At 71.4% G+C, this 22,645-nt stretch carries 19 protein-coding genes and 1 pseudogene; 7 read left to right on the forward strand and 13 right to left on the reverse strand.

Features of this window, described 5'->3' with window-relative positions; all coding sequences use genetic code 11:
• Nucleotides 1–109: 109 nt before the first annotated feature.
• The 7 genes and pseudogenes from O7615_RS29080 to O7615_RS29110 all read right to left on the reverse strand — a co-directional run bounded on the left by O7615_RS29080 (nucleotide 110) and on the right by O7615_RS29110 (nucleotide 7,624).
• Complete coding sequence (locus tag O7615_RS29080) at nucleotides 110–1,372, reverse strand: ROK family transcriptional regulator (RefSeq protein ID WP_278180971.1); 1,263 nt, start codon at nucleotides 1,370–1,372, stop codon at nucleotides 110–112.
• A gap of 118 nt (nucleotides 1,373–1,490) precedes the next feature.
• Nucleotides 1,491–2,741 (reverse strand): multiple monosaccharide ABC transporter permease, encoded by a 1,251-nt coding sequence (mmsB, locus tag O7615_RS29085; RefSeq protein WP_278180972.1) that lies wholly within the window; start codon nucleotides 2,739–2,741, stop codon nucleotides 1,491–1,493.
• Nucleotides 2,738–4,276, reverse strand: coding sequence for a multiple monosaccharide ABC transporter ATP-binding protein (gene mmsA / locus O7615_RS29090; RefSeq protein ID WP_278180973.1), 1,539 nt, complete (start codon nucleotides 4,274–4,276; stop codon nucleotides 2,738–2,740). Before mmsA ends, mmsB begins: the two co-directional genes overlap by 4 nt.
• Nucleotides 4,277–4,367: 91 nt before the next feature.
• Nucleotides 4,368–5,501, reverse strand: coding sequence for a multiple monosaccharide ABC transporter substrate-binding protein (gene chvE / locus O7615_RS29095; RefSeq protein ID WP_278180974.1), 1,134 nt, complete (start codon nucleotides 5,499–5,501; stop codon nucleotides 4,368–4,370).
• Nucleotides 5,502–5,685: 184 nt separating this feature from the next.
• The gene (locus O7615_RS29100; RefSeq protein ID WP_278180975.1) at nucleotides 5,686–6,225 is read right to left on the reverse strand and encodes an NAD(P)H-dependent oxidoreductase; all 540 of its coding nucleotides are present in this window, start codon (nucleotides 6,223–6,225) and stop codon (nucleotides 5,686–5,688) included.
• A 215-nt stretch (nucleotides 6,226–6,440) separates the two neighbouring features.
• A pseudogene (locus O7615_RS29105) lies at nucleotides 6,441–6,710 on the reverse strand (flavin reductase family protein); the annotation flags it as partial.
• Complete coding sequence (locus O7615_RS29110; protein ID WP_278180977.1) at nucleotides 6,707–7,624, reverse strand: DUF1684 domain-containing protein; 918 nt, start codon at nucleotides 7,622–7,624, stop codon at nucleotides 6,707–6,709. The pseudogene O7615_RS29105 and the gene O7615_RS29110, both read right to left, overlap by 4 nt.
• A gap of 542 nt (nucleotides 7,625–8,166) precedes the next feature.
• Here O7615_RS29110 and O7615_RS29115 point away from each other — a divergent pair.
• From O7615_RS29115 to O7615_RS29125, 3 genes are read left to right on the forward strand one after another with little or no spacing between them, the layout of a single operon-like run.
• Nucleotides 8,167–8,991, forward strand: a complete 825-nt coding sequence (locus O7615_RS29115) for an ABC transporter ATP-binding protein (RefSeq protein ID WP_278180978.1) — start codon at nucleotides 8,167–8,169, stop codon at nucleotides 8,989–8,991.
• Nucleotides 8,988–9,980, forward strand: a complete 993-nt coding sequence (locus O7615_RS29120) for an aliphatic sulfonate ABC transporter substrate-binding protein (RefSeq protein ID WP_278180979.1) — start codon at nucleotides 8,988–8,990, stop codon at nucleotides 9,978–9,980. The genes O7615_RS29115 and O7615_RS29120 overlap by 4 nt, the downstream gene beginning before the upstream one ends.
• Nucleotides 9,981–9,994: 14 nt before the next feature.
• A complete protein-coding gene (locus O7615_RS29125) occupies nucleotides 9,995–10,822 on the forward strand; it encodes an ABC transporter permease (protein WP_278180980.1) in 828 nt (275 codons plus the stop codon).
• Nucleotides 10,823–10,876: 54 nt separating this feature from the next.
• On the opposite strand, the gene O7615_RS29130 is transcribed toward O7615_RS29125, so the two are convergent.
• Nucleotides 10,877–12,088 (reverse strand): SfnB family sulfur acquisition oxidoreductase, encoded by a 1,212-nt coding sequence (locus O7615_RS29130; protein WP_278180981.1) that lies wholly within the window; start codon nucleotides 12,086–12,088, stop codon nucleotides 10,877–10,879.
• A 127-nt stretch (nucleotides 12,089–12,215) separates the two neighbouring features.
• Nucleotides 12,216–14,333, reverse strand: coding sequence for a glycogen debranching N-terminal domain-containing protein (locus O7615_RS29135; protein WP_278180982.1), 2,118 nt, complete (start codon nucleotides 14,331–14,333; stop codon nucleotides 12,216–12,218).
• Nucleotides 14,334–14,486: 153 nt separating this feature from the next.
• On the opposite strand from O7615_RS29135, the gene O7615_RS29140 reads away from it, so the two are divergent.
• The 4 genes from O7615_RS29140 (at nucleotide 14,487) to O7615_RS29155 (ending at nucleotide 18,828) form a co-directional block, all read left to right on the forward strand.
• Nucleotides 14,487–15,467 (forward strand): LacI family DNA-binding transcriptional regulator, encoded by a 981-nt coding sequence (locus O7615_RS29140; protein WP_278180983.1) that lies wholly within the window; start codon nucleotides 14,487–14,489, stop codon nucleotides 15,465–15,467.
• Nucleotides 15,468–15,497: 30 nt separating this feature from the next.
• The gene (locus O7615_RS29145; RefSeq protein WP_278180984.1) at nucleotides 15,498–16,748 is read left to right on the forward strand and encodes an extracellular solute-binding protein; all 1,251 of its coding nucleotides are present in this window, start codon (nucleotides 15,498–15,500) and stop codon (nucleotides 16,746–16,748) included.
• Between the two features lie 65 nt (nucleotides 16,749–16,813).
• Entirely contained in the window at nucleotides 16,814–17,947 is a 1,134-nt protein-coding gene (locus O7615_RS29150) for a sugar ABC transporter permease (RefSeq protein WP_278180985.1), read from the forward strand.
• Nucleotides 17,944–18,828 carry a carbohydrate ABC transporter permease gene (locus O7615_RS29155; RefSeq protein WP_278180986.1) on the forward strand — a complete coding sequence of 295 codons (885 nt, stop codon included), beginning with the start codon at nucleotides 17,944–17,946 and terminating at the stop codon, nucleotides 18,826–18,828. The genes O7615_RS29150 and O7615_RS29155 overlap by 4 nt, the downstream gene beginning before the upstream one ends.
• Before the next feature lie 39 nt (nucleotides 18,829–18,867).
• On the opposite strand, the gene O7615_RS29160 is transcribed toward O7615_RS29155, so the two are convergent.
• The 4 genes from O7615_RS29160 to O7615_RS29175 are packed head-to-tail and all read right to left on the reverse strand — an operon-like array spanning nucleotide 18,868 to nucleotide 22,577.
• Nucleotides 18,868–19,887, reverse strand: a complete 1,020-nt coding sequence (locus tag O7615_RS29160) for a TOBE-like domain-containing protein (protein ID WP_278180987.1) — start codon at nucleotides 19,885–19,887, stop codon at nucleotides 18,868–18,870.
• Entirely contained in the window at nucleotides 19,884–20,720 is an 837-nt protein-coding gene (locus O7615_RS29165; RefSeq protein ID WP_278180988.1) for a sulfate ABC transporter permease subunit, read from the reverse strand. Before O7615_RS29165 ends, O7615_RS29160 begins: the two co-directional genes overlap by 4 nt.
• On the reverse strand, nucleotides 20,713–21,561 hold the full coding sequence (cysT, locus tag O7615_RS29170) for a sulfate ABC transporter permease subunit CysT (RefSeq protein ID WP_278180989.1): 849 nt from the start codon (nucleotides 21,559–21,561) through the stop codon (nucleotides 20,713–20,715). The genes O7615_RS29165 and cysT overlap by 8 nt, the downstream gene beginning before the upstream one ends.
• Nucleotides 21,558–22,577, reverse strand: coding sequence for a sulfate ABC transporter substrate-binding protein (locus O7615_RS29175; RefSeq protein ID WP_278180990.1), 1,020 nt, complete (start codon nucleotides 22,575–22,577; stop codon nucleotides 21,558–21,560). The genes cysT and O7615_RS29175 overlap by 4 nt, the downstream gene beginning before the upstream one ends.
• Between the last annotated feature and the right edge of the window lie 68 nt (nucleotides 22,578–22,645).

Consider the following 22,645-nt stretch of genomic DNA (forward strand, 5'->3'; position numbering starts at 1 on the left):
CCCGCCCCGTCAAGACACCCACCCGCAACAGCTCCGTAACGACCCCCGCCCGCCGCAGCCCCGCCGTCACCGCGTCCGTCGCCCCGCCGCCACCGCGTCGATCTTGCACTTATGGTCGCTGACATACCCGCTTTCGCGGCTCTTGTCCCGACGGAAAGTGCAAGATCGACGGGGCGGGGGCGGACGCGGGAGAGGGGTGGGGGGTCAGGGGGTTGGTGAGGAGGGGGGTGAAGGCGAGTTCGGCGGCGCCGACGAGGGTGGCGTCGTCGCCGAGGGCCGCGGTGCGCAGGCGTACGTGTTCCCGGGCGACCGGTAGCACGTTGCGGGCGATGCGACCGCGTACCTGTGCCGCCGCGCCGGGATACATGTCGCAGAGCATGCCGCCGAAGACCACCATGCCGGGGTTGAAGAGGTTGATCAGGTTCGCCACACCGATGCCGAGCCAGTCGCCGACGCGGCGCAGCGCCTCCTGGGCCACCGGATCACCACGATCGGCGTCGTCCGCCACGGACCGGATCGCCGCGCGGCCGAACAGCTCGGCGGGCCGACCCGCCGCGTCGAGCAGGGCCCGCTCGCCGACCTCCGCCTCCAGGCAGCCGTACGAGCCGCAGCCGCATGGCCGGCCGTCGTACGGGTTCACCACCATGTGCCCCAACTCGCAGCCGTAGCCGCCGTCGCCACCCAGCAGCCGGCCGCCGACGATGATGCCCCCGCCGACACCGACGTCCCCGTGCAGGTAGATGAGATTGTCGAGGCCGACGCCGGCACCGCGCTGCTGCTCGGCCTGCGCACCGAGGTGCGCCTCGTTGCCCACCGCCACCGGCAGGCCGAGGCCGAGGCGGCGGCCGAGTTCGTCGCCGAACGCCTGGTCCACCCAGCCCAGATCGGGCCCGTAGCGCACCATCCCGTCGCCCGGCCGGATCATGCCGCAGTACGAGGCGCCCAGGCCGACGCACGTGGCACCCGGCGGCGCCGTGCGGTGCAGCTGCCGGCCGAAGCGGGCGAGCACCGCCACCACCCGGCGCAGGTCGGGTCCGGCGCGCGGGCGCACCGCCTCCCGCCGGTCCAGGATGGTCCCGCCGAGCCCGACCCGGGCGGCGACCAACCGGTCCACCGCGACGTCGAAGGCCAGCACGTACCACCGGTCGGACGCCGGCCGGACCACCAGCGACGGTCGGCCGGCGCGGCCGGTGTCCGTGGGCGGCTCCTCGTGGACCAGCCCCGCCCGGTGCAGTTCGGTGGTCAGCGCCATGATGGTGCTGCGGTTGAGGCCCATCCGTTCGGCCAGCTCAGCGCGGGACGCCGGGCCGCGAAGGTGTACGTGCCGCAGCAGTGCGCCGGCGTTACGCCGGCGGATCTCCTCCTGGACCAATCCGACCTCCGGCGTCAGCCTCGACGGGACACGGAGCTGACGCGAGGGAGTGTTTCCAAGACGTGACGCCGACGTCAAGCGCGGGCCGCCCCGGCACCGGACAGCCCTCACCATCCCGTCAGCGGCTCGCGCCCGCCCGCCGCTTGTTGTAGACGTCGAAGGCCACGGCGACCAGCAGCACCAGGCCCTTGACCACCGATTGCAGCGACTGGTCCACGCCCATCAGCTGCATCCCGTTGCTCATCACCGCCATGATCAGGCCGCCCACCATGGCACCCACGACCGTACCCACGCCACCGGTGACCGCCGCGCCACCGATGAACGCGGCCGCGATCGCGTCGAGTTCGAACATGTTGCCGGCCGCCGGCTGCGCGCCGTTGGAGCGGGAGGAGAAGATGATGCCCGCCACGGCGGACAGGAAGCCCATGTTGACGAAGATCCAGAAGTTGACGGTGCGGACCTTGACGCCCGACAGCATCGCCGCGGAGAGGTTGCCGCCGATCGCGTAGACCTGCCGGCCGAAGACGGTACGGCGGGTGAGCAGGCCGTAGACGAGCACCAGCGCGGCGAGGATGATCAGCACGATCGGCAGGCCCCGCGCGTGGGCCAGTTGCCAGGCGAAGTACATGACCACGGCGCCGACCAGCGCCATCCGCGCGACGAAGAGCGCGAACGACTCGACGGGCTGCTGGTAGCGGATGCGCGCGACCCGGGTGCGGAAGCAGCTCACCACGTAGCCGGCCACCCCGATGGCGCCGATCAGCAGGGTGAAGGCGTCGTAGCCGTCCCCGCCGATCAGCCCGTTGAGGAAGCCCGCCGCGATCCGGTTGTACTCGGCCGGGAAGGGCGACAGCGAGATGTTGTCGAGCACCCGCAGGGTGAGGCCGCGGAAGAGCAGCATGCCCGCCAGGGTCACGATGAAGGCGGGAATCCCGACGTACGCCACCCAGAAGCCGTGCCAGGCGCCGACCGCGAGCCCGACGGCGATGGCGGCCAGTATGCCGACCCACCACGGCTGGCCCTGCCGGATGACGACCACGGCGGAGACCGCACCGGTCAACGCGACCACCGAGCCGACCGACAGGTCGATGTGCCCGCCGATGATCACGATGACCATGCCGATCGCGAGCACCAGGATGTACGAGTACTGCAGGACGATGTTCGTGATGTTGCCCGGGCTCAACGAGAGACCGTCGGTCAGGAACGCGAAGAGCGCGACGATGACGACGAGGGCCACGAAGATGCCGCTCTGCCGCAGATTGTTCATGATCAGCGTACGCGGGTCGCTGGTGCCGACGTGCAGTGCGGCGGCGGGCGCGCTCTCGGCCGGCCGGTCGTCCGCCGACGACGAGGGCTTGGTGCTGGTCATCCGACGGTTTCCTTGTCCTTCGCCATGAGTTCCATGAGCTTCTCCTGGGTCGCCTCACCGACCGGCAGCACGCCGGTGATGCGGCCGGCCGACAGCGTGTAGATGCGGTCGCACATGCCGAGCAGCTCGGGCAGTTCCGAGGAGATGATGACGACCGCCTTTCCCGCGGCGACCAACCGGTTGACGATCGTGTAGATCTCGAACTTCGCCCCCACGTCGATGCCCCGGGTCGGCTCGTCCAGGATCAGCACATCCGGATCGGTGAACAGCCACTTCGACAGGACGACCTTCTGCTGGTTGCCGCCGGAGAGCTTGCCCACGACCGACATCACGCTCGGCGCCTTGATGTTCATGTCGCGCCGGCTCGTCTCGGCGACCTTGATCTCCTCGTTGTCGTGCACCCAGCCGAACCGGGCCAGCCGGCGCAGCCCGGCCGCCGAGATGTTGCGGCGGATGTCCTCGATGAGGTTGAGCCCGAAGCGCTTGCGGTCCTCCGTCGCGTACGCGATGCCGTTGCGGATCGCCTCCGCGACCGAGCGGACCCGGATCTGCCGGCCGTGCATGAACAGCCGGCCGGAGATGTCCCGGCCGTACGAGCGGCCGAAGACGCTCATCGCGAGTTCGGTGCGCCCGGCGCCCATCAGCCCGGCGATGCCGACCACCTCGCCGGCGCGTACGTCGAGGCTGGCGCCGTCGACGACCAGGCGGTCCTGGGTCGGGTGCCGCACCGACCAGTCCTCGATGCGCAGCACCTCCTCCCCCGGCGCGGAGACCCGGTCGGGGTAGAAGCTGTCCAGGTCGCGGCCGACCATGCCACGGATGATCCGCTCCTGGGTCACCGCGCCCGAGCCCATGTCGAGCCGTTCCACCGTCCGCCCGTCCCGCAGCACGGTGGTCGAGTCGGCGATCGAGGTGATCTCGTTCAGCTTGTGCGAGATCATGATGCAGGTGATGCCCCGGTCCCGCAGCCGGCGCATCAGGTCGAGCAGGTGCGCCGAGTCGACGTCGTTGAGCGCGGCGGTCGGCTCGTCGAGGATGAGCAGGCGGACCTTCTTGGAGATGGCCTTGGCGATCTCCACCAGCTGCTGCTTGCCGACGCCGAGCTGCACCACGGGCGTCACCGGGTTCTCGGGCAGCCCGACCGCGGCGAGCAGCGTCGCCGCCTCGGCGTTGGTGCGGTTCCAGTCGATCAGCCCGCCGGGGCCACGGCGCTCGTTGCCGAGGAAGATGTTCTCGGCGATCGACAGGTACGGCACCAGGGCCAGCTCCTGGTGGATGATGACGATGCCCCTGTCCTCGCTGTCCCGGATGCCCTTGAAGTGCACCGGCTCGCCGTCGAGGAGGATCTCGCCGTCATAGCTGCCGGACGGGTAGACGCCCGACAGCACCTTCATCAGGGTGGACTTGCCGGCGCCGTTCTCGCCGCAGATGGCGTGGATCTCCCCACGGCGTACGGCGAGCGAGACGTCCTGGAGCGCCGCCACCCCCGGGAAGGTCTTGGTGATGCGACGCATCTCGAGGATGTTGTCGTCCATGCTCACCGTCCTGGCGGTCTAGATCGTCGTGTCTGGAGGGTACTGCCGGGCTCGGCGGCCGACGCCGCCGCCGAGCCCGTGGAACACGCCGTCAGCCCTTGGCCTGGCCGGCGGCGACCTCCTCGGCGGTGAAGTAACCGGAGTCGATCAGGGTCGGCTTGATGTCGTCGGCGAAGACGGTCTGCACCGGCAGCAGGTACGACGGGACGACCTTGACGCCGTTGTTGTAGGTCTCGGTGTCGTTCGCCTCCGGCGACCGGTCCTGCAGGAACGCCTCACCGGCGACCACGGCCTGCTCGGCCAGCAGGCGGGTGTCCTTGAAGATGGTGGAACTCTGCACCCCGTCGCTGATCAGCTTGACCGAGGCGATCTCGGCGTCCTGCCCGGTCACCACGGGGAAGTCGGCCCCGCGGTAGCCGGCGTTCTGCAGCGCGGTGATGATGCCGCGGGACAGGCCGTCGTACGGCGACAGGACGCCGTCGACCGTGGAGCCGTCGTTGTAGCTGGAGGTCAGCAGATCCTCCATCCGCTTCTGCGCGGCCTCCTGCTGCCACCGCAGGATCGCCACCTGCTCGATCTTGGTCTGCCCGGACTTCACCGTCAGGGTGCCGTCGTCGAGGAACGGCTTGAGGGTGTCCAGGGCGCCGTCGAAGAAGAAGTGGGCGTTGTTGTCGTCGAGCGAGCCGGCGAACAGCTCGATGGTGAACGGGCCGCTCGCGTCGCCCTTCGAGCCGTCCTTGTTCTGCACGCCGAGGCCGACCAGCAGCGCGGTGGCCTGGGCGACGCCGACCTTGTAGTTGTCGAAGCTGACGTAGAAGTCGACGTTCGGGCTGTCCCGGATGAGCCGGTCGTAGGCGATGACCGGGATGTTCGCGTCGGCCGCGGCCTGCAACTGCCCGCTCAGCGCCGTGCCGTCGATGGCCGCGATGATCAGCACATCCGCACCCCGGGTGATCATCTGGTCGACCTGCTGCGACTGGGTGGGGATGTCGTCGCCGGCGTACTGGAGGTCGACCTTGTAGCCCTTGGCCTCCAGCTTCTCCTTGACCGAGTTGCCGTCGGCGATCCACCGCTCGGAGGTCTGGGTCGGCATCGAGACGCCGATGGTCAGGTCGGCGGGATTGTCGCTGTCGTTGCCGCCGCTGCCGGCACCCTCACCACTGCAGGCCGCCATACTCAGCGCCAGTACGGCGCTGCCGAGAGCGGCCAGGATTCTTCTGCTCACTGGCTTCCCCAATCTGGAACTCGCGCCGTCAGAGCGGCTGCGCGGGTCGCACTTGGGGGACAAGTGTTAGCGCTCACAATGCTGCGGTCAACACCTCGCTGGAAATACCGCGGTCACGGTCTCGTAACGAAGAGGGCGTTCCTCCGGATGGCCGAGTCGTCGCAGCTCAGGCTCCCCGGAACCGTCACGCCGCCTTGATCAACGTCTCCACGACCGTGGTGCCGTGCCGGGACGCCCACTCGGCGGCGGCTGTGGTGGGGTCCGCCGCCTGTGCTTCGAGCACGGCCAGCGGCGGGGCCGGGACGCTCGCGCCCAACTCGGCCAGCAGGTCGGTCAGTGCGGCACCGACGGACCGTCGGTGCGCCTCGGACGCCGCGACGGCGACCGGCACGGCGACCACGCCGGCCAGTTCGAGGTGGCCGAACCGGTCGAGGAAGAGCTTCAGCAGGCCGGTGTAGGTGGCCTTGTAGGTGGGCGTGGCCACGATCAGCAGGCGGGCGGCGCGGACCAGCGCGAACGGGTCGTCGACCGGGCCGGCGGCGACGGCCGGCTCCGGACCGAACGTCACCCCGACCGCGTCGGCCAGCTCCAGCACCTGGCGGCCGACCAGCCGACCGCCCGCACGGGTCGACAGCTCGTCGGCGGCCGCGTCGGCCAGGGCGCGGGTCCGGGAGCCGGACCGGGGGTTGCCGATCAGCTCGACCACCGCAGGGGACGTCGTCATGGGCACTCTCCTCAGGAACTGGTCGGCAGGGTCACCACCCCGGACACGGGGCACGAGATGGTCGCCGCGTCGTCGCGGCGCCACCGTGGATAACCTGGTGGATCGGTAGACTACCGTCCTAAGTAGACGAGCCGGCCGGAACCCGGGCCGCGAGCGGCCGTCCGACCAACCGGCGCAGCGCCAGGTAACTCACGCAGCCGAGGCAGAGGTCTGCGGGCCAGCTCCTGCTGATGGTGGGCGAGCAGATGCACGCCGACGTGCCGGGCCCCGCTCACCGCGATGGAGCTGGACGAACCGAGATTCAGGCAGAACGAGACCACCGGCGGCGCCAGGGACACCGACGTGAAGGACGTGGCGGTGAAGCCGGCCGCCGGCGGTCCGGCAGCGGTGACCACGGTGACGGTGCTGGCCTGGTGCCGCAGCAGGTTCCGGATCGCGTCGGCGTCGGCGTCGACGAGCGGCAGGTCGTCGGTGGGCAGGGTCATGACTTCCTCCCGGTGGTCGGAGCTGGCGAGGGCTGGGCGGGATCACCGGCGGCCAGCCGCTCGTACGGGATCTTCTCGCCGGCCTCGATCGCCACCGACAGCCGGTTCTCGGCCGGCGGCAGGGGGCAGGTCGCGAAGTCGGTGTAGGCACAGGGCAGGTTGGTGGCCCGGTTGAAGTCCACGGTCACCGTGCCGCGCTCGTCCGGGGCGTCGACGGCCAGGGACCGGTTCGCGGCGTACGTCGTCACGCCGGAGGTCGCGTCGGTGAACAACACCAGCAGGCTGCCCGGAGAGCGACCGTTGAACGCCGTCAGGCTCAACGGCACGCCGTCGACGGCGAACTCGACCCGGCCCGGCGCGTCGTAGACGTGCTGGAGTCCCTCGACCGCGGCGCCCACGGTGGTCGGTCGTGGACTCTCGAAGGGCACGTACCGTCCGGACAGGACCCACCGGACCGACGGCGGATACGCCGGCGTGCCACGGAAGGCGGTACGCAGTGGGTTGTCCGGGTGCCGTGGGCGCAGGATGTCGTGCCCGCCCCGGCGGGCGACCTCCAGCACGCCACCGTCGATGCCGACGGTGACCCCGCCGCGCTCCTCGATCGGGCCGAACCCGTACCGGCCGGTCACCGCTCGGCCGTCGATGGTGATCTCCTCGCCGCCGGCCAGGTCGACCACCACGCCGTCGGGCCCGGTCTGCCACTGGCCGGGGACACCGGCGAAGCGCTGGGGTTGCCCGGTGAGCCAGTGCAGCCCGGTCACGGCGAGGAATCCGTGCGGGTCGGCCAGGGCCTGCTCGTGAGCGCGGTGCCACTGCCGCCACTCCTGCACGAAGGTGTCGTCCTGCTGGCCGGCGTTGGCGGGCGTGCCGGTCGGTGCCGACTCGGATGTCCCGTGCGGGTGGGTGCGGGTCATGTCGGGTTCCTTCCGTCGAAAGTGGACGGTGGTCGATGACGGCGGGGCGCGGGCGGGCCGGCGGGCCGGGCGAAGGCCGAGCCGCGCTGGTCGACCAGCGTGGCCGGGGTGACCGGTAGGGCACGGTCGCCGGCCCGCTCGGGGCGGGACGCGCGAGGCAACGGTGGGATCGCCGCAACGGCGGCCGGTGGCGCGACAGTGGGCGACGGTGCCCGTGCCACGCTCCCCGCACAGCCGCGGGTGAGGTCGGGATGGTGACGTCGATTCGGTCGCCCGGTGGCGCCGTCGGACTCAACAGGCGGTGGTGCACACCCGGAGGAAGTCGACGAAGCGGCGCCGGACGAGACGCTTGCTCCGATACATGCGAGGACCGTAACGCGGCGGCGGCACCCCGTCACCCCGGGTGTGACTGCGCTCACAGCTCCCCCCTTTCGCACCGCCGGCCAGGCCGGGCGGGCCGAAACCGGCAGATATACCCTACTCATCCGGTGGGTTATGTAGGTATTGTGAGCCGATCAGCCGGACCATGGCAAGGAGCTGGGATGTCGATGAGCGTCGCGCCGCTCGCGCCGGGCCTGCACGCCGACCCCGCCCCCGTCACCTTGCACCAGGTGGCACGCGCCTTCACCGGGCGACGCGGGACGCATCACGTGCTGACCGACATCACCCTGCACGTGGCGGCGGGCGAGGTGGTCGCCCTGCTGGGCGCCTCCGGTTGCGGCAAGTCGACCCTGCTCCGCCTGGTCGGTGGGCTCGACCAACCCAGTGCCGGCGAGATCCGCGTCGACGGCCATCCCGTACGCGGGGTGGAGTCGCGCACCGCGATGGTGTTCCAGGATCCCCGCCTGCTGCCCTGGCGGACCCTGGCCGGCAACGTCGCCTTCGGACTGCCACCGGCCCAGAAGCGCACCTCCGGGCGGGCCGACGTCCGCGACTGGCTGGAGGTGGTCGGGCTGGCCGAGTTCGCCGAGCACCGCCCACGGCAGGTCTCCGGTGGAATGGCCCAGCGCACCGCGCTCGCCCGGGCGCTCGCCCGCCGGCCCGGCGTCCTGCTGCTCGACGAGCCGTTCGCCGCCCTCGACGCACTCACCCGGCTGCGCATGCAGGATCTGGTCGACCGGGTGCAACGGGCCGCCGGCACCACGGTGCTGCTGGTCACCCACGACGTCGACGAGGCGCTGCGACTGGCCGACCGGATCGTCGTCCTCGGCCCCGGGCAGCCGCACCAGCGCGGGTCGACCGTCCAGCTGGTCACCGCCGTGCCGGGGGCCCGCCCCCGGGACCGCCACGATCCGGCGTCGGCGGCGCTGCGCACCGAACTGCTCGATCGTCTCGGCGTACCAAGCGAAGGAAGCAGGAACCCATGAGAAAGACAGTCGTCGTCGTGCTGGCCGCCGTCATGCTGCTCACCGGCTGCGTCGCCGGCGAGAACGCCGACGGTTCGGCGGAGACCGGCGCCACCCGGTTGCGCCTCGACTACGCGTACTGGAACCCGGCCAGCCTGGTGCTGCGCGAGCAGCAGTGGCTGGAGAAGGACCTCGCCGACGACGGCGTCTCGGTCAGCTGGTTGCAGTCCGCCGGCAGCAACAAGGCCAACGAGAACCTGCGGGCCGCCGCGATCGACATCGGTTCGACGGCCGGTATCGCCGCGCTCGTGGCGCGGGCCAACGGCTCCCCGATCAATACGATCGGCGTGTTCAGCCAGCCGGAATGGGCCGCGATCGTGGTGGCCAAGGACTCGTCGATCACCACGGTGCAGCAGCTGAAGGGGCGCCGGATCGCGGCGACCAAGGGCACCGACCCGTACTTCTTCCTGCTCCAGGCGCTCGACGAGGCCGGGCTGGCACCGGGCGACGTCACGGTGGTCAACCTCCAGCACGCCGACGGCAAGACGGCGCTCGAACGGGGTGACGTCGACGCCTGGGCCGGTCTCGACCCGCACATGGCGCAGACCCAGGCCGACGCCGGATCGCGGCTGCTCTACCGCAACGTCGCCTTCAACACCTACGGCGTGCTCAACGCCCGCGAGGAGTTCGTCGCCGCCCACCCCGAGCTGGTGCAGGAGGTGATCGACGCCTACGAGCGGGCCCGCCAGTGGCTCGTCGACCACCCGGAGGAGGCGGTGGCGCTGCTGGCCCGCGAGTCGGACGTCTCCCCCGAGGTCGCCCGGGTCGTGCTGGCCGAACGCACCAAGCTCGACGTCGATCCGGTGCCGGGGACGGCGCAGCGGCAGGTCTTCGAACGGGTACTGCCGATCCTGGTCGCCGACGGCAACGTCCGCAACGACGGCGAGGCCCGCACGGCGCTCGACAGCATCTTCGAGCCGCGGTTCGCCCAGGCCCGGGCGACGCCGTGAGCGCGGGTGGTCCGGTGGCGGTCGAGCCGCCGCCGACCCGGCCGGCACCGCCGCCGGAGCCGGTCGCCGCCGGCACCGGCCGCCGCTGGACCGGTCGGCTGGGGTACGCCGTCGCCGGGCTGCTGCTCCCCCTCCTGCTGGTCGCCGGCTGGCACCTGCTGGCCACCTCCGGCGGCTACTCCCGGGCGCAGCTGCCACCGCCGTACGACGTGCTGCTGGCGCTGCGCGAGTTGCTCGCCCGCGGCGAGTTGTGGCAGCACCTGGCGATCAGCGTGCAGCGGGTGCTGCTCGGCTTCACCGCCGGTTCCGCCGCCGGCCTGGTGCTCGGCGGCCTGGTCGGGCTCTCCCGGGCGGTCCGGTCGCTGCTCGGGCCGACCATCCAGGCGGTACGCGCCATCCCGTCGCTGGCCTGGGTGCCGCTGCTGCTGCTCTGGTTCGGCATCGGCGAGACGCCGAAGATCACGCTGGTCGCGATCGGCGCGTTCTTCCCGGTCTACACCACCGTCGCCGCCGCCCTCACGCACGTCGACGCGCACCTGGTCGAGCTGGGGCGCGCGTACGGGCGCACCGGTGTCCGGTTGCTCGGCACGGTGCTGCTGCCGGCGGCGATGCCACCGGTGCTGGCCGGCCTGCGCCTGGCCATGGCCCAGTCCTGGCTCTTCCTCGTCGCGGCGGAGCTGATCGCCTCGTCGATGGGGCTGGGCTTCCTGCTCATCGACAGCCAGAACACCGGCCGCACCGACATCATCCTGCTCGCCATCGTGCTGCTGGCCGTGCTGGGCAAGCTCGCCGACACCCTGCTCGGCCTGCTGGAACACCGGATCCTCGTCCGCTGGACGTGACGGCTCGGGACGGCTGGTCGCGGTGCCGGGCGACGGTCCGGCACCGCCGGCGGGTCAGAGTTGCCCGTGCCGGGGCGGCGCGGCACCGGTGAGCAGCCAGCGACCGACGTGCTGGACCTTCCACCGCACCGGGTCGTGCAGGGTGTGGGTGCGCGCGTCCCGCCAGAAGCGGGAGAGGTTCAGCGCATCCGAGGCCGATCGGGTGCCGCCCAGCTCGAACAGCGCCGAGGACGCCTCCACCGAGGCCCGGGCGGCGGCCACCTTGGCGATCGCGGTGGCGACCGAGGCCCGGGCCGTCCGGTCGTCGGTCAGGTCGGCCTCGGCCGCGTCGATCGCCACCGCCGCCTCCCGGACCAGGGCCTCCGCGCCGCGCACCAGGATCTCCAGCTCGCCGGCCTGCTGGACGAGTAGCGGTTCCTCGGCGGCACGATCCACACCGGCCTCGAACCACGGGCGGGCCCGCGCCACCTGGGCCACCGCGGCGTCCAGCGCACCACGGGCGATCCCGGCGTCGAGGGCGGCGTGCAGCACCTGCGCCCGTGCGCCGTAGGTGGTCGCCCGGCCGAAGATCGACGAGTACGGCACGACCTGCGCCTCGTCGACCAGCACCTCGTCCAGCAGCACCGTGCCGCTGGCCGTGGTGCGCTGCCCCATCCCGTCCCAGTCGTCGCGCACCGTGATCCCCGGGGTGTCCCGTGGCAGGTAGACCAGCGCCTTGGGCGCCGCTCCCCCGGGCGTCGCGGGCGCCGCCTCCGGACCGCTGAGCACGGCGCGGACCACCAGCCAATCGGCGAACAACGCGCCGGTGCTGTAGAACTTCTCGCCGTGCAGCACGTACCCACCGCCCTCGCGGGGCCGCAGCGTGGTGGCGTCGTCGGCCGCCGTGCGGCCCCCGCGTTCGGACTGCGCGTTGGCGAACCGCTGCCCGGCCAGCGCCGCCTCGAAGTATCGCCGCTGCTGCGCCACGGTGCCCTGCAACCGCAGCGCCTGAAGGAAGACGACGTGGCTGTGCGGGATCTGGGCCAGGCTCGCGTCGGCCGTCGCCAGCACCCGGAACACCTCGGCGAGCGTGGCGACGGAGACCTCGGCGCCACCGAACTCGGCGGGCACCGATATCCCCAGCAGGCCGGACGCGGACAGCTCGGCCAGCTCGGGCCCGGGTAAGCGCCGCTCCCGGTCCCGGACGGCGGCCTGCTCGGCGAAGGAGGCCGCCACCTTCCGGGCGGCCTCGACGGCCTCCTCGTCCGTACGGATCACACGGGTCATCGCCACGGGCCACCCCTCCGACCACTCGCCACCGTTTTCCCTGAACAGACTAGCCACAATTCCTATCTGCCAGATAGGCGTGGTGCGGCGGCGCGCCCGGCCGCCCGCTACCGCACCGGCCCGGCGCTCACCGGCGGGACGCCGTCTCCGGTGAGGAACTCCGCTGCGAGGGGATCGCGGTCATGGTGACCGTCAGTCCGGCGGGCAGCTCCGAGACGGCAGCCCGCCCGGCGCCGTCGACGCTCACCCCGACCTCGGCACCGGCCACCCGCAGTCCGATCACCGACACCGCACCGAGCCGGGGACCGGCCAGCGGGTCGACGCGTACCGCGCCGGCGGGCACATCGGGGTAGATGCCGGTGGCGGCGTGCAGCAGCGACACCGCGGACGCCGCCGACCAGGCCTGCGGGCGGCAGGCCGCCGGGTACGGCACGGGACGGCCGAGCGCCGCCCGGTCGTCGCCGCCGTGCAGCTCCGGCAGCTGGTAGTCGAACGCCTCGGCGGCGGCGAGCAGCCCGTCGGCCAGGCGCAGCGCGGGCTCGTGGAACCCGGCGCGGGCCAGCCCAGCGAGCACGATGGCGGTGTCGTGGGTCCAGACCGAGCCGCAGTGGTACGACAGCGGGCTGAAGCCGGCGTCCAGGGTGGACATCGTGCGCAGCCCGAACGCGCCGGACAGGGCGTCGGTGCCGAGCAGCCGGGCGACCTGCGCCTGCTCGTCGGCGTCGAGCAGGCCGGTGCCGAGCAGGTGACCGATGTTGCTGGTCAACGAGTCGACCGGGCGCTTGTCGCGGTCCAGGGCGAGGGCCGGCTGCGGACCGTACGGCCCGTCGACCCAGAACGCGGCCCGGAACCGGGCGGCGAGCCGGCCGGCCCACTCGTGCCACCGGTCGGCGCCGGGCCGGCCGAACGCGTCAAGCAGGGCGGCGCCGTTGATCGCGGCCTCGTGCGCGTAGCCCTGCACCTCGGCGAGGGCGATCGGTCCGGTGGCCAGGCTACCGTCCCGGAACCGGACGGCGTCGCCGGAGTCCTTCCAGCCCTGGTTGGACAGGCCGTGTCCGGTGGTGTCGACGTACTCGATCAGGCCGTCGCCGTCCGCGTCGGCGTGCTCGCGCAGCCAGCCGAGCGCGGCGTCGAGGTGCGGCAGCAGGGGTGCGATGCGCGCGGCGGGCAGCCCCCAGCGCCAGGCGTCGTGCAGCAGGTTGATCCAGAGCATGGTGGCGTCCACGGTGCCGTAGTAGGCGGGCGGCAGCCGCAGGCCCTCGTCGGGCAGGTCGAACTCGGCACGACGCAGCTCGTGCAGGATCTTGCCGGGCTGTTCGCCGGTGGCCGGGTCGGTGTGCCGGCCCTGCCGTCGGGCGAGCACGCGCAGGGTGCCCAGGGCCAGGTCGGTGCCGAGCGGCAGCATCATCCGGGCGGCCCAGAGGCTGTCGCGGCCGAAGAGGGTGAGGAACCAGGGCACCCCGGCGGCCAGGAACACGTCGCCCGGGGCCTGCGGGTCGGCCAGGCGCAGCCCGTGCAGGTCGTCGAGGGCGCGGCCGAGCAGCCGGCCCAACCGCCGGTCGTCGGCGCGCAACGCCGGCGGGGACCAGGTCGGCTCCGCCGGCGGGTACGCGACGACGGCGCGCGGGTCGGTGACGTCGAGCCGCCAGCGCAGGGTGACGCTGCCGCGCGCGTCGAGGGCGACCGGCCAGCTCAGGCGGGGGGCGGTGACCCGGTCCCCGGCGATGTCCAGCTCGGCGCCCTCGGCGGTGACGGTGACCGTGGTGCCGTCGACGGCCCAGCTGAGCCGGCCGGGGGCCGATGCCCGCGCGGGCATCGGCGGGCTGGCGAAGCCGGTCTTGACCCGCTCGATCGGGGCGAGGTCGCAGCCGAGGTCGACGGTGACGGTGGCCCGCACGGGCGCGTCGGCGGTGGAGACGACGCGGATCTCCTCGGTGAGGCCGTGCCGGTCGAGGCGGCGGGTCCGGTCGAGGCGGACGGTCGGGTCGGCGCCGGGGTCGCCCAGCCAGCGGGCCAGGGCGACGAAGCGGGCGGCGTGGGCGCCGACGGGCGCGTGGCCGATCGTCTCGGGTTCGCGTTCGTCGACGCGGAGTTCGGCGCGGGACAGGACGCGGGTGTCGGCGTGGAAGACGCCCTGGACGCCGAGCGGCCGGATCTGCCCGGCGGTATCCCCGAGCGCACTGGTCGGGGCGAGGACCACTCCCGCCAGGTGGTGCAGCAGGGGTTGCAGGTGGCGTGCGGTCACGTACGGCTCCAGGTTCGTCGGCGGAACGGCCTCTTGACAGACGGTTTCGAGGGGTGCAGAGTCCGAAACACTCCAGCAACTTGAACGATCCAATCCTGCCCCATCCAAATTGGATCGTTCAAGCCCCTCGAAAGGCATGATGTGGCTGAAAAGGTGACCATTGCCACGGTGGCCCGGCACGCGCACGTCAGTCGGCAGACCGTGTCCAACGTCATCAACGCGCCGCACATCGTGCGGCCCGAGACCCGGCAGCGGGTGCAGGACGCGATCGTCACCCTCGGCTACCGGGCCAACCAGGCGGCCCGGCAGATGCGTACCGGCCGCTCCCGGCTGATCGCGGTGCGTATCGAGCCGACCCGCGACGGCATCAACGGCTCGGTGCTCGACCGCTTCCTGCACGGGCTCACCGAGACCGCGGAGGCCGCCGGCTACCGGGTCATGCTCTACACCGCCGGCGACGTTGACCGCGAGATCGCCGCGTACGGCGACCTGCTGAGCACGTACGACCTCGACGGGTTCGTCATCACCGGCACCGACCACGGCGATCCGCGTACCGCCTGGCTGGCCGAACGCGAGATTCCGTTCGTCACGTTCGGCCGGCCGTGGGACCACCCGCACGCCCACAGCTGGGTCGACGTCGACGGGGCTGCCGGCACCGCGGAGGCGACCGCCCACCTCGTCGCCGCCGGCCACCACCGCGTCGGCTTCATCGGCTGGCCCGCCGGCTCCGGCGTCGGCGACGACCGCCGGTCGGGCTGGCGCCGCACGCTGGCCGACGCGGGTGTCGACCCCGACGGGCTGGACGCCGAGACGGAGGACGGCATCCCCGAAGGCGCCCGGGCGGCACGGGAACTGCTCGCCCGGCCCACCTCACCCACCGCCCTCGTCTGCGCCAGCGATTCGCTCGCCCTCGGCGCCCGCCAGGCCCTGCGCGCCGCCGGCCCGGACCTGTCGGTGATCGGCTTCGACGACACCCCGGTCGCCGCCGCGGTGGGCCTGAGCAGCGTCAGCCAACCGCTCGGCGACGCCGCCGCCCGCTGCGTCGACCTGCTCACCGACCTTCTCGACGGGCCGCGCCACGGCCCCCGGCAGGTGCTGCTCCGACCCGCGCTGGTCCTGCGGCACACCACCTGACCCCGTCCCCCACCTCAGGAGAAAGACACCATGACACCCCGCGTCCTCACCCGCGTGGCCGTAGCCGGCCTCACCGCCGCCGCGCTGCTCGGCGCGACCGCCTGCGGCAGCGGCTTCGACGACTCCACCGACGACACCGCCCAGTCCACCGGCCCGGCCAGCCTCCAGATCATGATCGGCTCCTCCGGTGACGCCGAGACCAAGGCCGTGCAGGACGCTGCGGCGGCCTGGGCCACCGCCTCCGGCAACACGGCCACCGTCATCGCGGCACAGGACCTGACCCAGCAGTTGGGCCAGGGCCTGGCCGGCGGCAACCCGCCGGACGTCTTCTACGTCGACGCCACCCGCTTCGCCGACTACGCCAGCGTCGGCGCCCTCGAACCGTACGGCGACCGGATCAGCGACACCGGCGACTTCTACGAGAGCCTGCGCACCACCTTCACCTACGACGGCAAGCTCTACTGCGCGCCGAAGGACTTCTCCACCCTTGCCCTCCAGATCAACACCGATCTCTGGACGAAGGCCGGCCTGACCGACGCGGACGTGCCGACCACCTGGGAGCAGCTCACCGCCGCCGCCCGCAAGATCAAGGCAACGGGGGCGGTGCCGCTGGTGCTCGGCGACACCCGCGACCGCATCGGCGCGTTCCTGGTGCAGAACGGTGGCTGGCTGATCAGTGCGGACGGCCGTGCGCCCACCGGTGATACCCCGGAGAACGTGACCGCGCTGACCCACGTCAAGGAGCTGGTCACCGAGGGTCTGGCCCAGTTCCCGAAGCAGCTCGACGCGGGCTGGTCCGGTGAGGCGTTCGGCAAGGGCTCGGCCGTGCTGACCATCGAGGGCAACTGGATCAAGGGCGCCCTGCAGAACGACTTCCCCGACGTGAACTACCGGGTCGTCGAGCTGCCGGCGGGACCTGCGGGCAAGGGCACGCTCTCCTTCACCCAGTGCTGGGGCATCGCGGCGAAGTCGGCGCACAAGGAGCAGGCGATCGCCTTCGTCGAGGCGATGACCAGCGGGGAGCAGCAGATGACCTTCGCGAAGGCGTTCGGCGTGATGCCGTCGCGGCAGTCGGTCCGCGACGAGTACACCGCGGCGTTCCCCGCCGACAAGCCGTTCATCGACGGCGCCGAGTACGCCCAGGGTCCGGTGAACGCCCCCAAGATGGACAGCGTCCTGCAGGACCTCGAAGCCGGCCTGCAGGGGCTCGCCAACGGCGACCCGAAGAACATCCTCGCCACCTTCGACAAGAACGCGCAGGCCGCGCTCGGCGGCAGCTGAGTGATTGCAGGGGCCCCTTCCTACAGAAGGGGCCCCTCCTTTCACCCCACCGGAGGGAGGAGACGATGGCGACGGAGATGTTGGCGGCCCCGGCGACCGCCGGCGGGTCTGGCCGGCGACCCGGGCTGCGCGGGCGCGGCGTACGCGGCAACGAGAACATCGCCGGCTGGCTGTTCGTCGCGCCGGTGATCGTCATCCTCGGGCTGTTCCTGCTGCTGCCGATCCTGATGGCGCTCTGGGTGAGCCTGACCGACTGGAACGGCCAGGGCAGCCCGTTCACCAGCGAGGTGCCCTTCGTGGGCACCGACAACTACACCCGGCTGTTCACCGCCGACGGCCTGGCCCGCCGGGACTTCATGACCAGCATCCGCAACAACGTCTACTACGTCGCACTCGTCGTGCCGACGCAGACGGTGCTCGCCCTCGGGCTGGCCCTGGTGGTCAACAACCGGCTGCTCAAGGGCAAGAGCTTCTTCCGGACGGCCTTCTACTTCCCGTCGGTCACCAGCTCGGTGGCGATCAGCGTGGTCTTCCTGTTCCTGTTCGCCAACTCGGGTGCGGTCAACAACCTGCTGCGGCTCTTCGGCATCAACGGGCCGCAGTGGTTCGCCGACTCCCGGGGCGTCCTGCACCTGCTGCTCGGCCTGGTCGGGGTGGACACCCCGCCCGCCGCACTGGTGCAGGGTGGACCGTTCGGACTCAGCTGGTGGGAGTGGCTCTCCGGGCCCAGCATCGCGATGATGTCCATCATCACGTTGGTGGTCTGGACCACCTCCGGCACGTTCATGCTGATGTTCCTCGCCGCCCTACAGAACGTCCCGGTCACGCTGGAGGAGGCGAGCACGCTCGACGGCGCGTCCCGCTGGCAGCGGTTCCGGCACGTCACCCTGCCGCTGATCAAGCCGACCACGTTCCTGGTGCTCACCCTCGGCCTGATCGGCTCCTGGCAGGTCTTCGACCAGGTGTACGTGATGAGCCAGGGCGACCCGGCCAAGAGCACCGTCACCCCGGCCTACCTGTCGTACCGCACCGCCTTCCGGGACTTCGACTACGGCTCCGGCGCGGCGATCTCGTTCGTCCTGTTTCTGATCATCATCGTGCTCACCCTCGTACAGCGCCGGGTGATGGCCGACCGGGACGACTCCCAACCCCGGTGGGTGCGGCGGCGCCGGAGCCGAGCGGGAGGGTCCGCGCGATGACCACGTCGACCGACCGCCCGACGCAGCCCACGCGGCGCGGCGACCAGGGTCCGCGCACCCTGGCCACCCGGTTTCTGGGGTACGCCGTCCTGGTCTTCTTCGCGCTGGTCTTCCTCTACCCGTTCGTCATCCAGATCGGGAACTCGTTCAAGACCGAGCCCGACGCGGCGGCCAACCCGCTCTCGCCGATCCCCGATCCGGTGGTGCTCGACGGTTTCGTCCGGATCTTCACCGGCACCAACTTCCCGATCTGGCTCGGCAACTCGCTGCTGGTGACGGTGCTGGTCACCGCCGGCCGGGTCTTCTTCGACTCGCTCGCCGGGTACGCGCTGGCCCGGCTGCGCTTCCGGGGCCGCTCCGGGCTCTTCGCGGCGGTGATCGCCGTGATGGCGGTGCCGGGCGTGGTGCTGCTGATCCCGAAGTTCCTGGTGCTCAACCAGCTCGGCATCTACAACAGCTACACCGGGCTGATCGTGCCGCTGCTCGCCGACGCGGCCGGCGTGTTCATCATGAAGCAGTTCTTCGAGTCCATCCCGGTCAGTGTGGAGGAGGCGGCCCGCATCGACGGCGCGAGCATCTTCCGCACCTTCTGGTCGGTGGTGCTGCCGATGGCGAAGCCGGCGCTGATCACCCTGACCATCCTGTCGTTCCAGGGCTCCTGGAACGAGTTCCCGCACAGCCTGGTCGCCGTGCAGGACCCGGGCCTGTTCACCCTGCCCCGGGGCCTCGCCGACCTGGTCAGCGGGTCGCTCGGCAAGGGCACCCAGTATCCGCTGAAGCTCGGCGCGGCGCTGCTGGCCACCATTCCGGTGGCGATCATCTTCGTCGTCTTCCAGCGCTACTTCGTCCGCGACGCGAACGAGGGCGCCGACAAGGGGTGACCGTCGACAGGGGCGTGCGGCACCCGTCGACGGTCACTCTCAGTGCGAGACGGCGAGGCTGGGCTCGTCGTCGGCGGCCGCGCGCTGTGCCGGCGGCGTCGCCGTGGTGGTGGGGCTGCCCGGGGTCACCCGGATGCGTACCGCGTCCTCGACCTCGATCCCGAGGGCCTGGAACTCGTTGCGGGTGAGGGTCACGGTGACGGTCTGGCCCTCGGTCGTGGTGACCTCGACCCGGATCTCGAAGCCGATCCGGGTGACCCGGGTGACCCGGCCGGACACCCCGGTGTCGGTCGCGGTGCCGGCGGAGAGCTGCAGGTCGTGCGGGCGGACCAGCTGGTCGCCGAGCTGGGTGACCGGGCCGAGGAAGCGCATGACGAACTCGTTCGCCGGCCGGTCGTACAGGTCGTCGGGCGACCCGATCTGCTCCACCCGGCCATCGTTGATCACCACGATCTCGTCGGCGACCTCTAGGGCCTCCTCCTGGTCGTGGGTGACGAAGACGGTGGTGACGTGCACCTCGTCGTGCAGCCGGCGCAGCCAGTCCCGCAGCTCCTTGCGGACCTTGGCGTCGAGGGCGCCGAACGGCTCGTCGAGCAGGAGCACCGTCGGCTCGACGGCCAGCGCCCGGGCCAGCGCCATCCGCTGCCGCTGCCCGCCGGAGAGCTGCGCGGGCAGCCGGTCGCCGAACTGCTGTAGGTGCACCAGCGCGAGCAGCTCGTCGACCCGGCGGCGGATCTCCTCCTTGGACCGCTTGCGGATCTCCAACCCGAAGGCCACGTTGCGGCGTACCGTCAGGTGCTTGAAGGCCGCGTAGTGCTGGAACACGAAACCGACGTTGCGCTTCTGCGGCGGCAGCCGGGTCGCGTCCACCCCCTCGATCTCCACCGTCCCCGTGTCGGCGCGCTCCAGCCCCGCGATGATCCGCAGCAGCGTGGACTTGCCGCCGCCGGAGGGGCCGAGCAGGGCCGTGAGGCGGCCGGACGGGATGCTCACCGATACGTCGTCCAGCGCGACGAAGTCGCCGAAACGCTTGCCGACGTTGGAAATCTCGATGCTCAACGTTCTTCCTTCGGCCTGAGGGCGGATACGACGATGATGCAGGCCACCGCGACGAGGGCGAGGAGGAAGGCGGTGGCGTACGCGCCGCCCTTGTCGAAGTTCAGGTATTTCTCCTCGACCACGAGGGTGGCCGTACGGGTGTCACCGAGCACGTTGCCGGAGACGACCTTGACCGCGCCGAACTCGCCGAGCGAGCGGGCGAGGCTGAGCACGACCCCGTAGATCACGCCCCACTTGATCGCCGGCAGGGTGATCCGGCGGAATGTCTGCACCGCGTTGGCGCCGAGGCTGCGGGCGGCCTGTTCCTGCTCGTCGCCGACCTCCTGCAGGACCGGCACGACCTCCCGGATGACCAGCGGCAACGCCACGAAGACCGTGGCCATGACCATGCCCGGGACCGCGAAGATGATCTGCAGGCCGGCCGATTCGAGGGTCGGGCCGAACCAGCCGTCCCGGCCGCCGTAGACCAGGATCAGGGCGAGGCCGACGACGATCGGGGAGACCGACAACGGCATGTCGAGGAGGGCGTTGAGCGCCCGCTTGCCGGGGAAGTCGTAGCGCACCAGCAGGATCGAGATGCCGACGCCGAACACCGTGTTGATCACCACGGCGGTCACCGCGATGACCACGGTGAGTCGCAGCGCGTGGGTCACGTCGGGGTCGGTGAGGATGTCCTGGAAGCTCTCGGTCCCGTTGCCGAAGGCGTTCCGCCCGACCAGGTACAACGGCCAGGCCACCAGGAAGAAGAGGTACGTCGTCACCACGAGCCGCAGGGCCAGCCGACCCGGGCGGCGGCCGACGGGGGCGCGGGTGATGGTGGATCGGTCAGCCACGGCGCATCACCCTCCGCTGAATGATGTCGAGTACGACGATGACGGCCAACGAGATGGCCAGCAGCACCACCGCGACCACCGCCGCGCTGTCCGGGTTGTCGTTCTCGATGCTGCTGAGGATGCGCACCGAGGCCACCTCGGTCCGCATCGGCAGGTTGCCCGAGAGCAGCACGAGCGAGCCGTACTCGCCGACCGCGCGGGCGAACGACAACGCGGCGCCCGCCGCGATGGCCGGGGTGAGGCTGGGCAGGATGATCCGCCGGAAGGTGGCGTACCGGCTGGCGCCCAGCGACACCGCCGCCTCCTCGGCCTCCGGGTCGAGTTCGGCCAGCACCGGCTGCACGGTGCGCACGATGAACGGCAGCGTGACGAAGAGGAAGGCGAGGAACACCGCGATCCGGGTGTTGGCGACGTTGACCCCGAGCGGGCTGTCCGGCCCGTACAACGACAGCAGCACCAGGCCGGCGACGATCGTCGGCAGCGCGAACGGCACGTCGATGAGGACCTCGAGCGCACGCTTGCCGAAGAACCGGTCGCGCACCAGCACCCAGGCGATCAGCGTGCCCATGACGATGTTGACCAGCGTGACGAGCAGCGCGGTGCCCACGGTCAGGCGGATGGTGGCGGCGGTCTGCTCGTTCGTGACCGTCCGCCAGAACCCGCCCCAACCGGCTTCGGAGGCGGTCACCACCACGGCGGCGAGCGGGATCAGCACCAGCAGGCTGAACCACACCATCGCCACGCCGAGACCCAGGCCGGAGGCCCGGGTCAGCGGCTGGCCGGCCCGGACCGGCCGGCGGTCGCCCGCCGGCCGGTCCGGGACCAGGGTCGCCGAGGTCACTTCGCCTTCCCGGAGGCCGCGATGATCTTTGTGACGATCCCGTCACTCTCGTCGAAGAACTTCTTGGACAGCGCGGACCAGCTCTCGAAGTCGCCGTCGACCGTCAGCAGCTTCTGCGGGGCGGGGAACGGGTCGTTCTGGTCGTTGGCGCCCTCGATGCCCGAGGTGTCGACGCCGTCGATGATCGGCCGGAAGCCGGTGAGCGCGAACTGCCGCTGACCCTCGGTGCCCAGTACGAAGTCCAGCCACTCCGTCGCCTTCGGATCGGCGTCCTTCAGGATCGCGCCCGGGTTCTGGATCAGGATGGTGGTGGCGGGCAGGATCCAGTCCAGTTCCTCGCCGTTCTGCCGGGCCAGGATCGTCTCGTTCTCGTAGGCCAGGAAGACGTCGCCGGTACCGCCGAGGAAGGTGGTGGTGGCGTCGCGGCCGCTGTTGGGCAGCGACACCACGTTGGCGAAGAGCTTGGTGAGGAACTCCTCGGCCTGGGCCTCGGTCCCGCCGTTGCTGGCGATGTGTCCCCACGCGGCGAGGGCGTTCCACCGGGCGGCGCCCGACGAGGCGGGGTTCGGCGTGACGATGCCGATGCCCGGCTTGATCACGTCGTCCCAGCTCTGGATGTTCTTGGGGTTGCCCTTGCGCACCGCGAGCACCACCACCGAGGAGGAGACGATGCCCTTGTTCGGGCCGTCGTCCCAGCTCTCCTCGACCAACCCGGCGTCGACCAGCCGGGTCACGTCGCTGGTCACGGAGAAGTGGACGTAGTCGGCCTTCAGGCCGGAGACGACCGCCCGGCTCTGGTCGCCGGAGGCGCCGTACGAGGTCCGGAACCGGACCCCCTTGCCCTCCTCGGTCTTGTTCCACTCCGCGGCGATGGCCTTGTTCGCCGCTTCGGGTACCGCGAACCCGACGATGCTCAGCGTGGCGGAACTGCCCGCCGCATCGCCGCCACCGCAGCCCGTGAGTGCCAGGCCGGTAACCATGGCGAGGGCGATCACCGCTCTGATCCGGTGCCTCATTCGGAACCCGTCCTCCTCCAGTGCGCACGCGCACTATATAAGTCCGACCAATTAGATAGGGAATTTGC

Source organism: Micromonospora sp. WMMD1082 (assembly GCF_029626175.1).
Classification (GTDB): domain Bacteria; phylum Actinomycetota; class Actinomycetes; order Mycobacteriales; family Micromonosporaceae; genus Micromonospora.

What these genes read in the sequence shown, in the direction of transcription:
- mmsB (WP_278180972.1), bottom strand. Translation starts at nt 2,741, where the DNA reads ATGACCAGCACCAAGCCCTCGTCGTCGGCGGACGACCGGCCGGCCGAG.
- mmsA (WP_278180973.1), bottom strand. Translation starts at nt 4,276, where the DNA reads ATGGACGACAACATCCTCGAGATGCGTCGCATCACCAAGACCTTCCCG.
- O7615_RS29100 (WP_278180975.1), bottom strand. Translation starts at nt 6,225, where the DNA reads ATGACGACGTCCCCTGCGGTGGTCGAGCTGATCGGCAACCCCCGGTCC.
- O7615_RS29110 (WP_278180977.1), bottom strand. Translation starts at nt 7,624, where the DNA reads ATGACCCGCACCCACCCGCACGGGACATCCGAGTCGGCACCGACCGGC.
- O7615_RS29115 (WP_278180978.1), top strand. Translation starts at nt 8,167, where the DNA reads ATGTCGATGAGCGTCGCGCCGCTCGCGCCGGGCCTGCACGCCGACCCC.
- O7615_RS29120 (WP_278180979.1), top strand. Translation starts at nt 8,988, where the DNA reads ATGAGAAAGACAGTCGTCGTCGTGCTGGCCGCCGTCATGCTGCTCACC.
- O7615_RS29130 (WP_278180981.1), bottom strand. Translation starts at nt 12,088, where the DNA reads ATGACCCGTGTGATCCGTACGGACGAGGAGGCCGTCGAGGCCGCCCGG.
- O7615_RS29145 (WP_278180984.1), top strand. Translation starts at nt 15,498, where the DNA reads ATGACACCCCGCGTCCTCACCCGCGTGGCCGTAGCCGGCCTCACCGCC.
- O7615_RS29150 (WP_278180985.1), top strand. Translation starts at nt 16,814, where the DNA reads ATGGCGACGGAGATGTTGGCGGCCCCGGCGACCGCCGGCGGGTCTGGC.
- O7615_RS29155 (WP_278180986.1), top strand. Translation starts at nt 17,944, where the DNA reads ATGACCACGTCGACCGACCGCCCGACGCAGCCCACGCGGCGCGGCGAC.
- O7615_RS29175 (WP_278180990.1), bottom strand. Translation starts at nt 22,577, where the DNA reads ATGAGGCACCGGATCAGAGCGGTGATCGCCCTCGCCATGGTTACCGGC.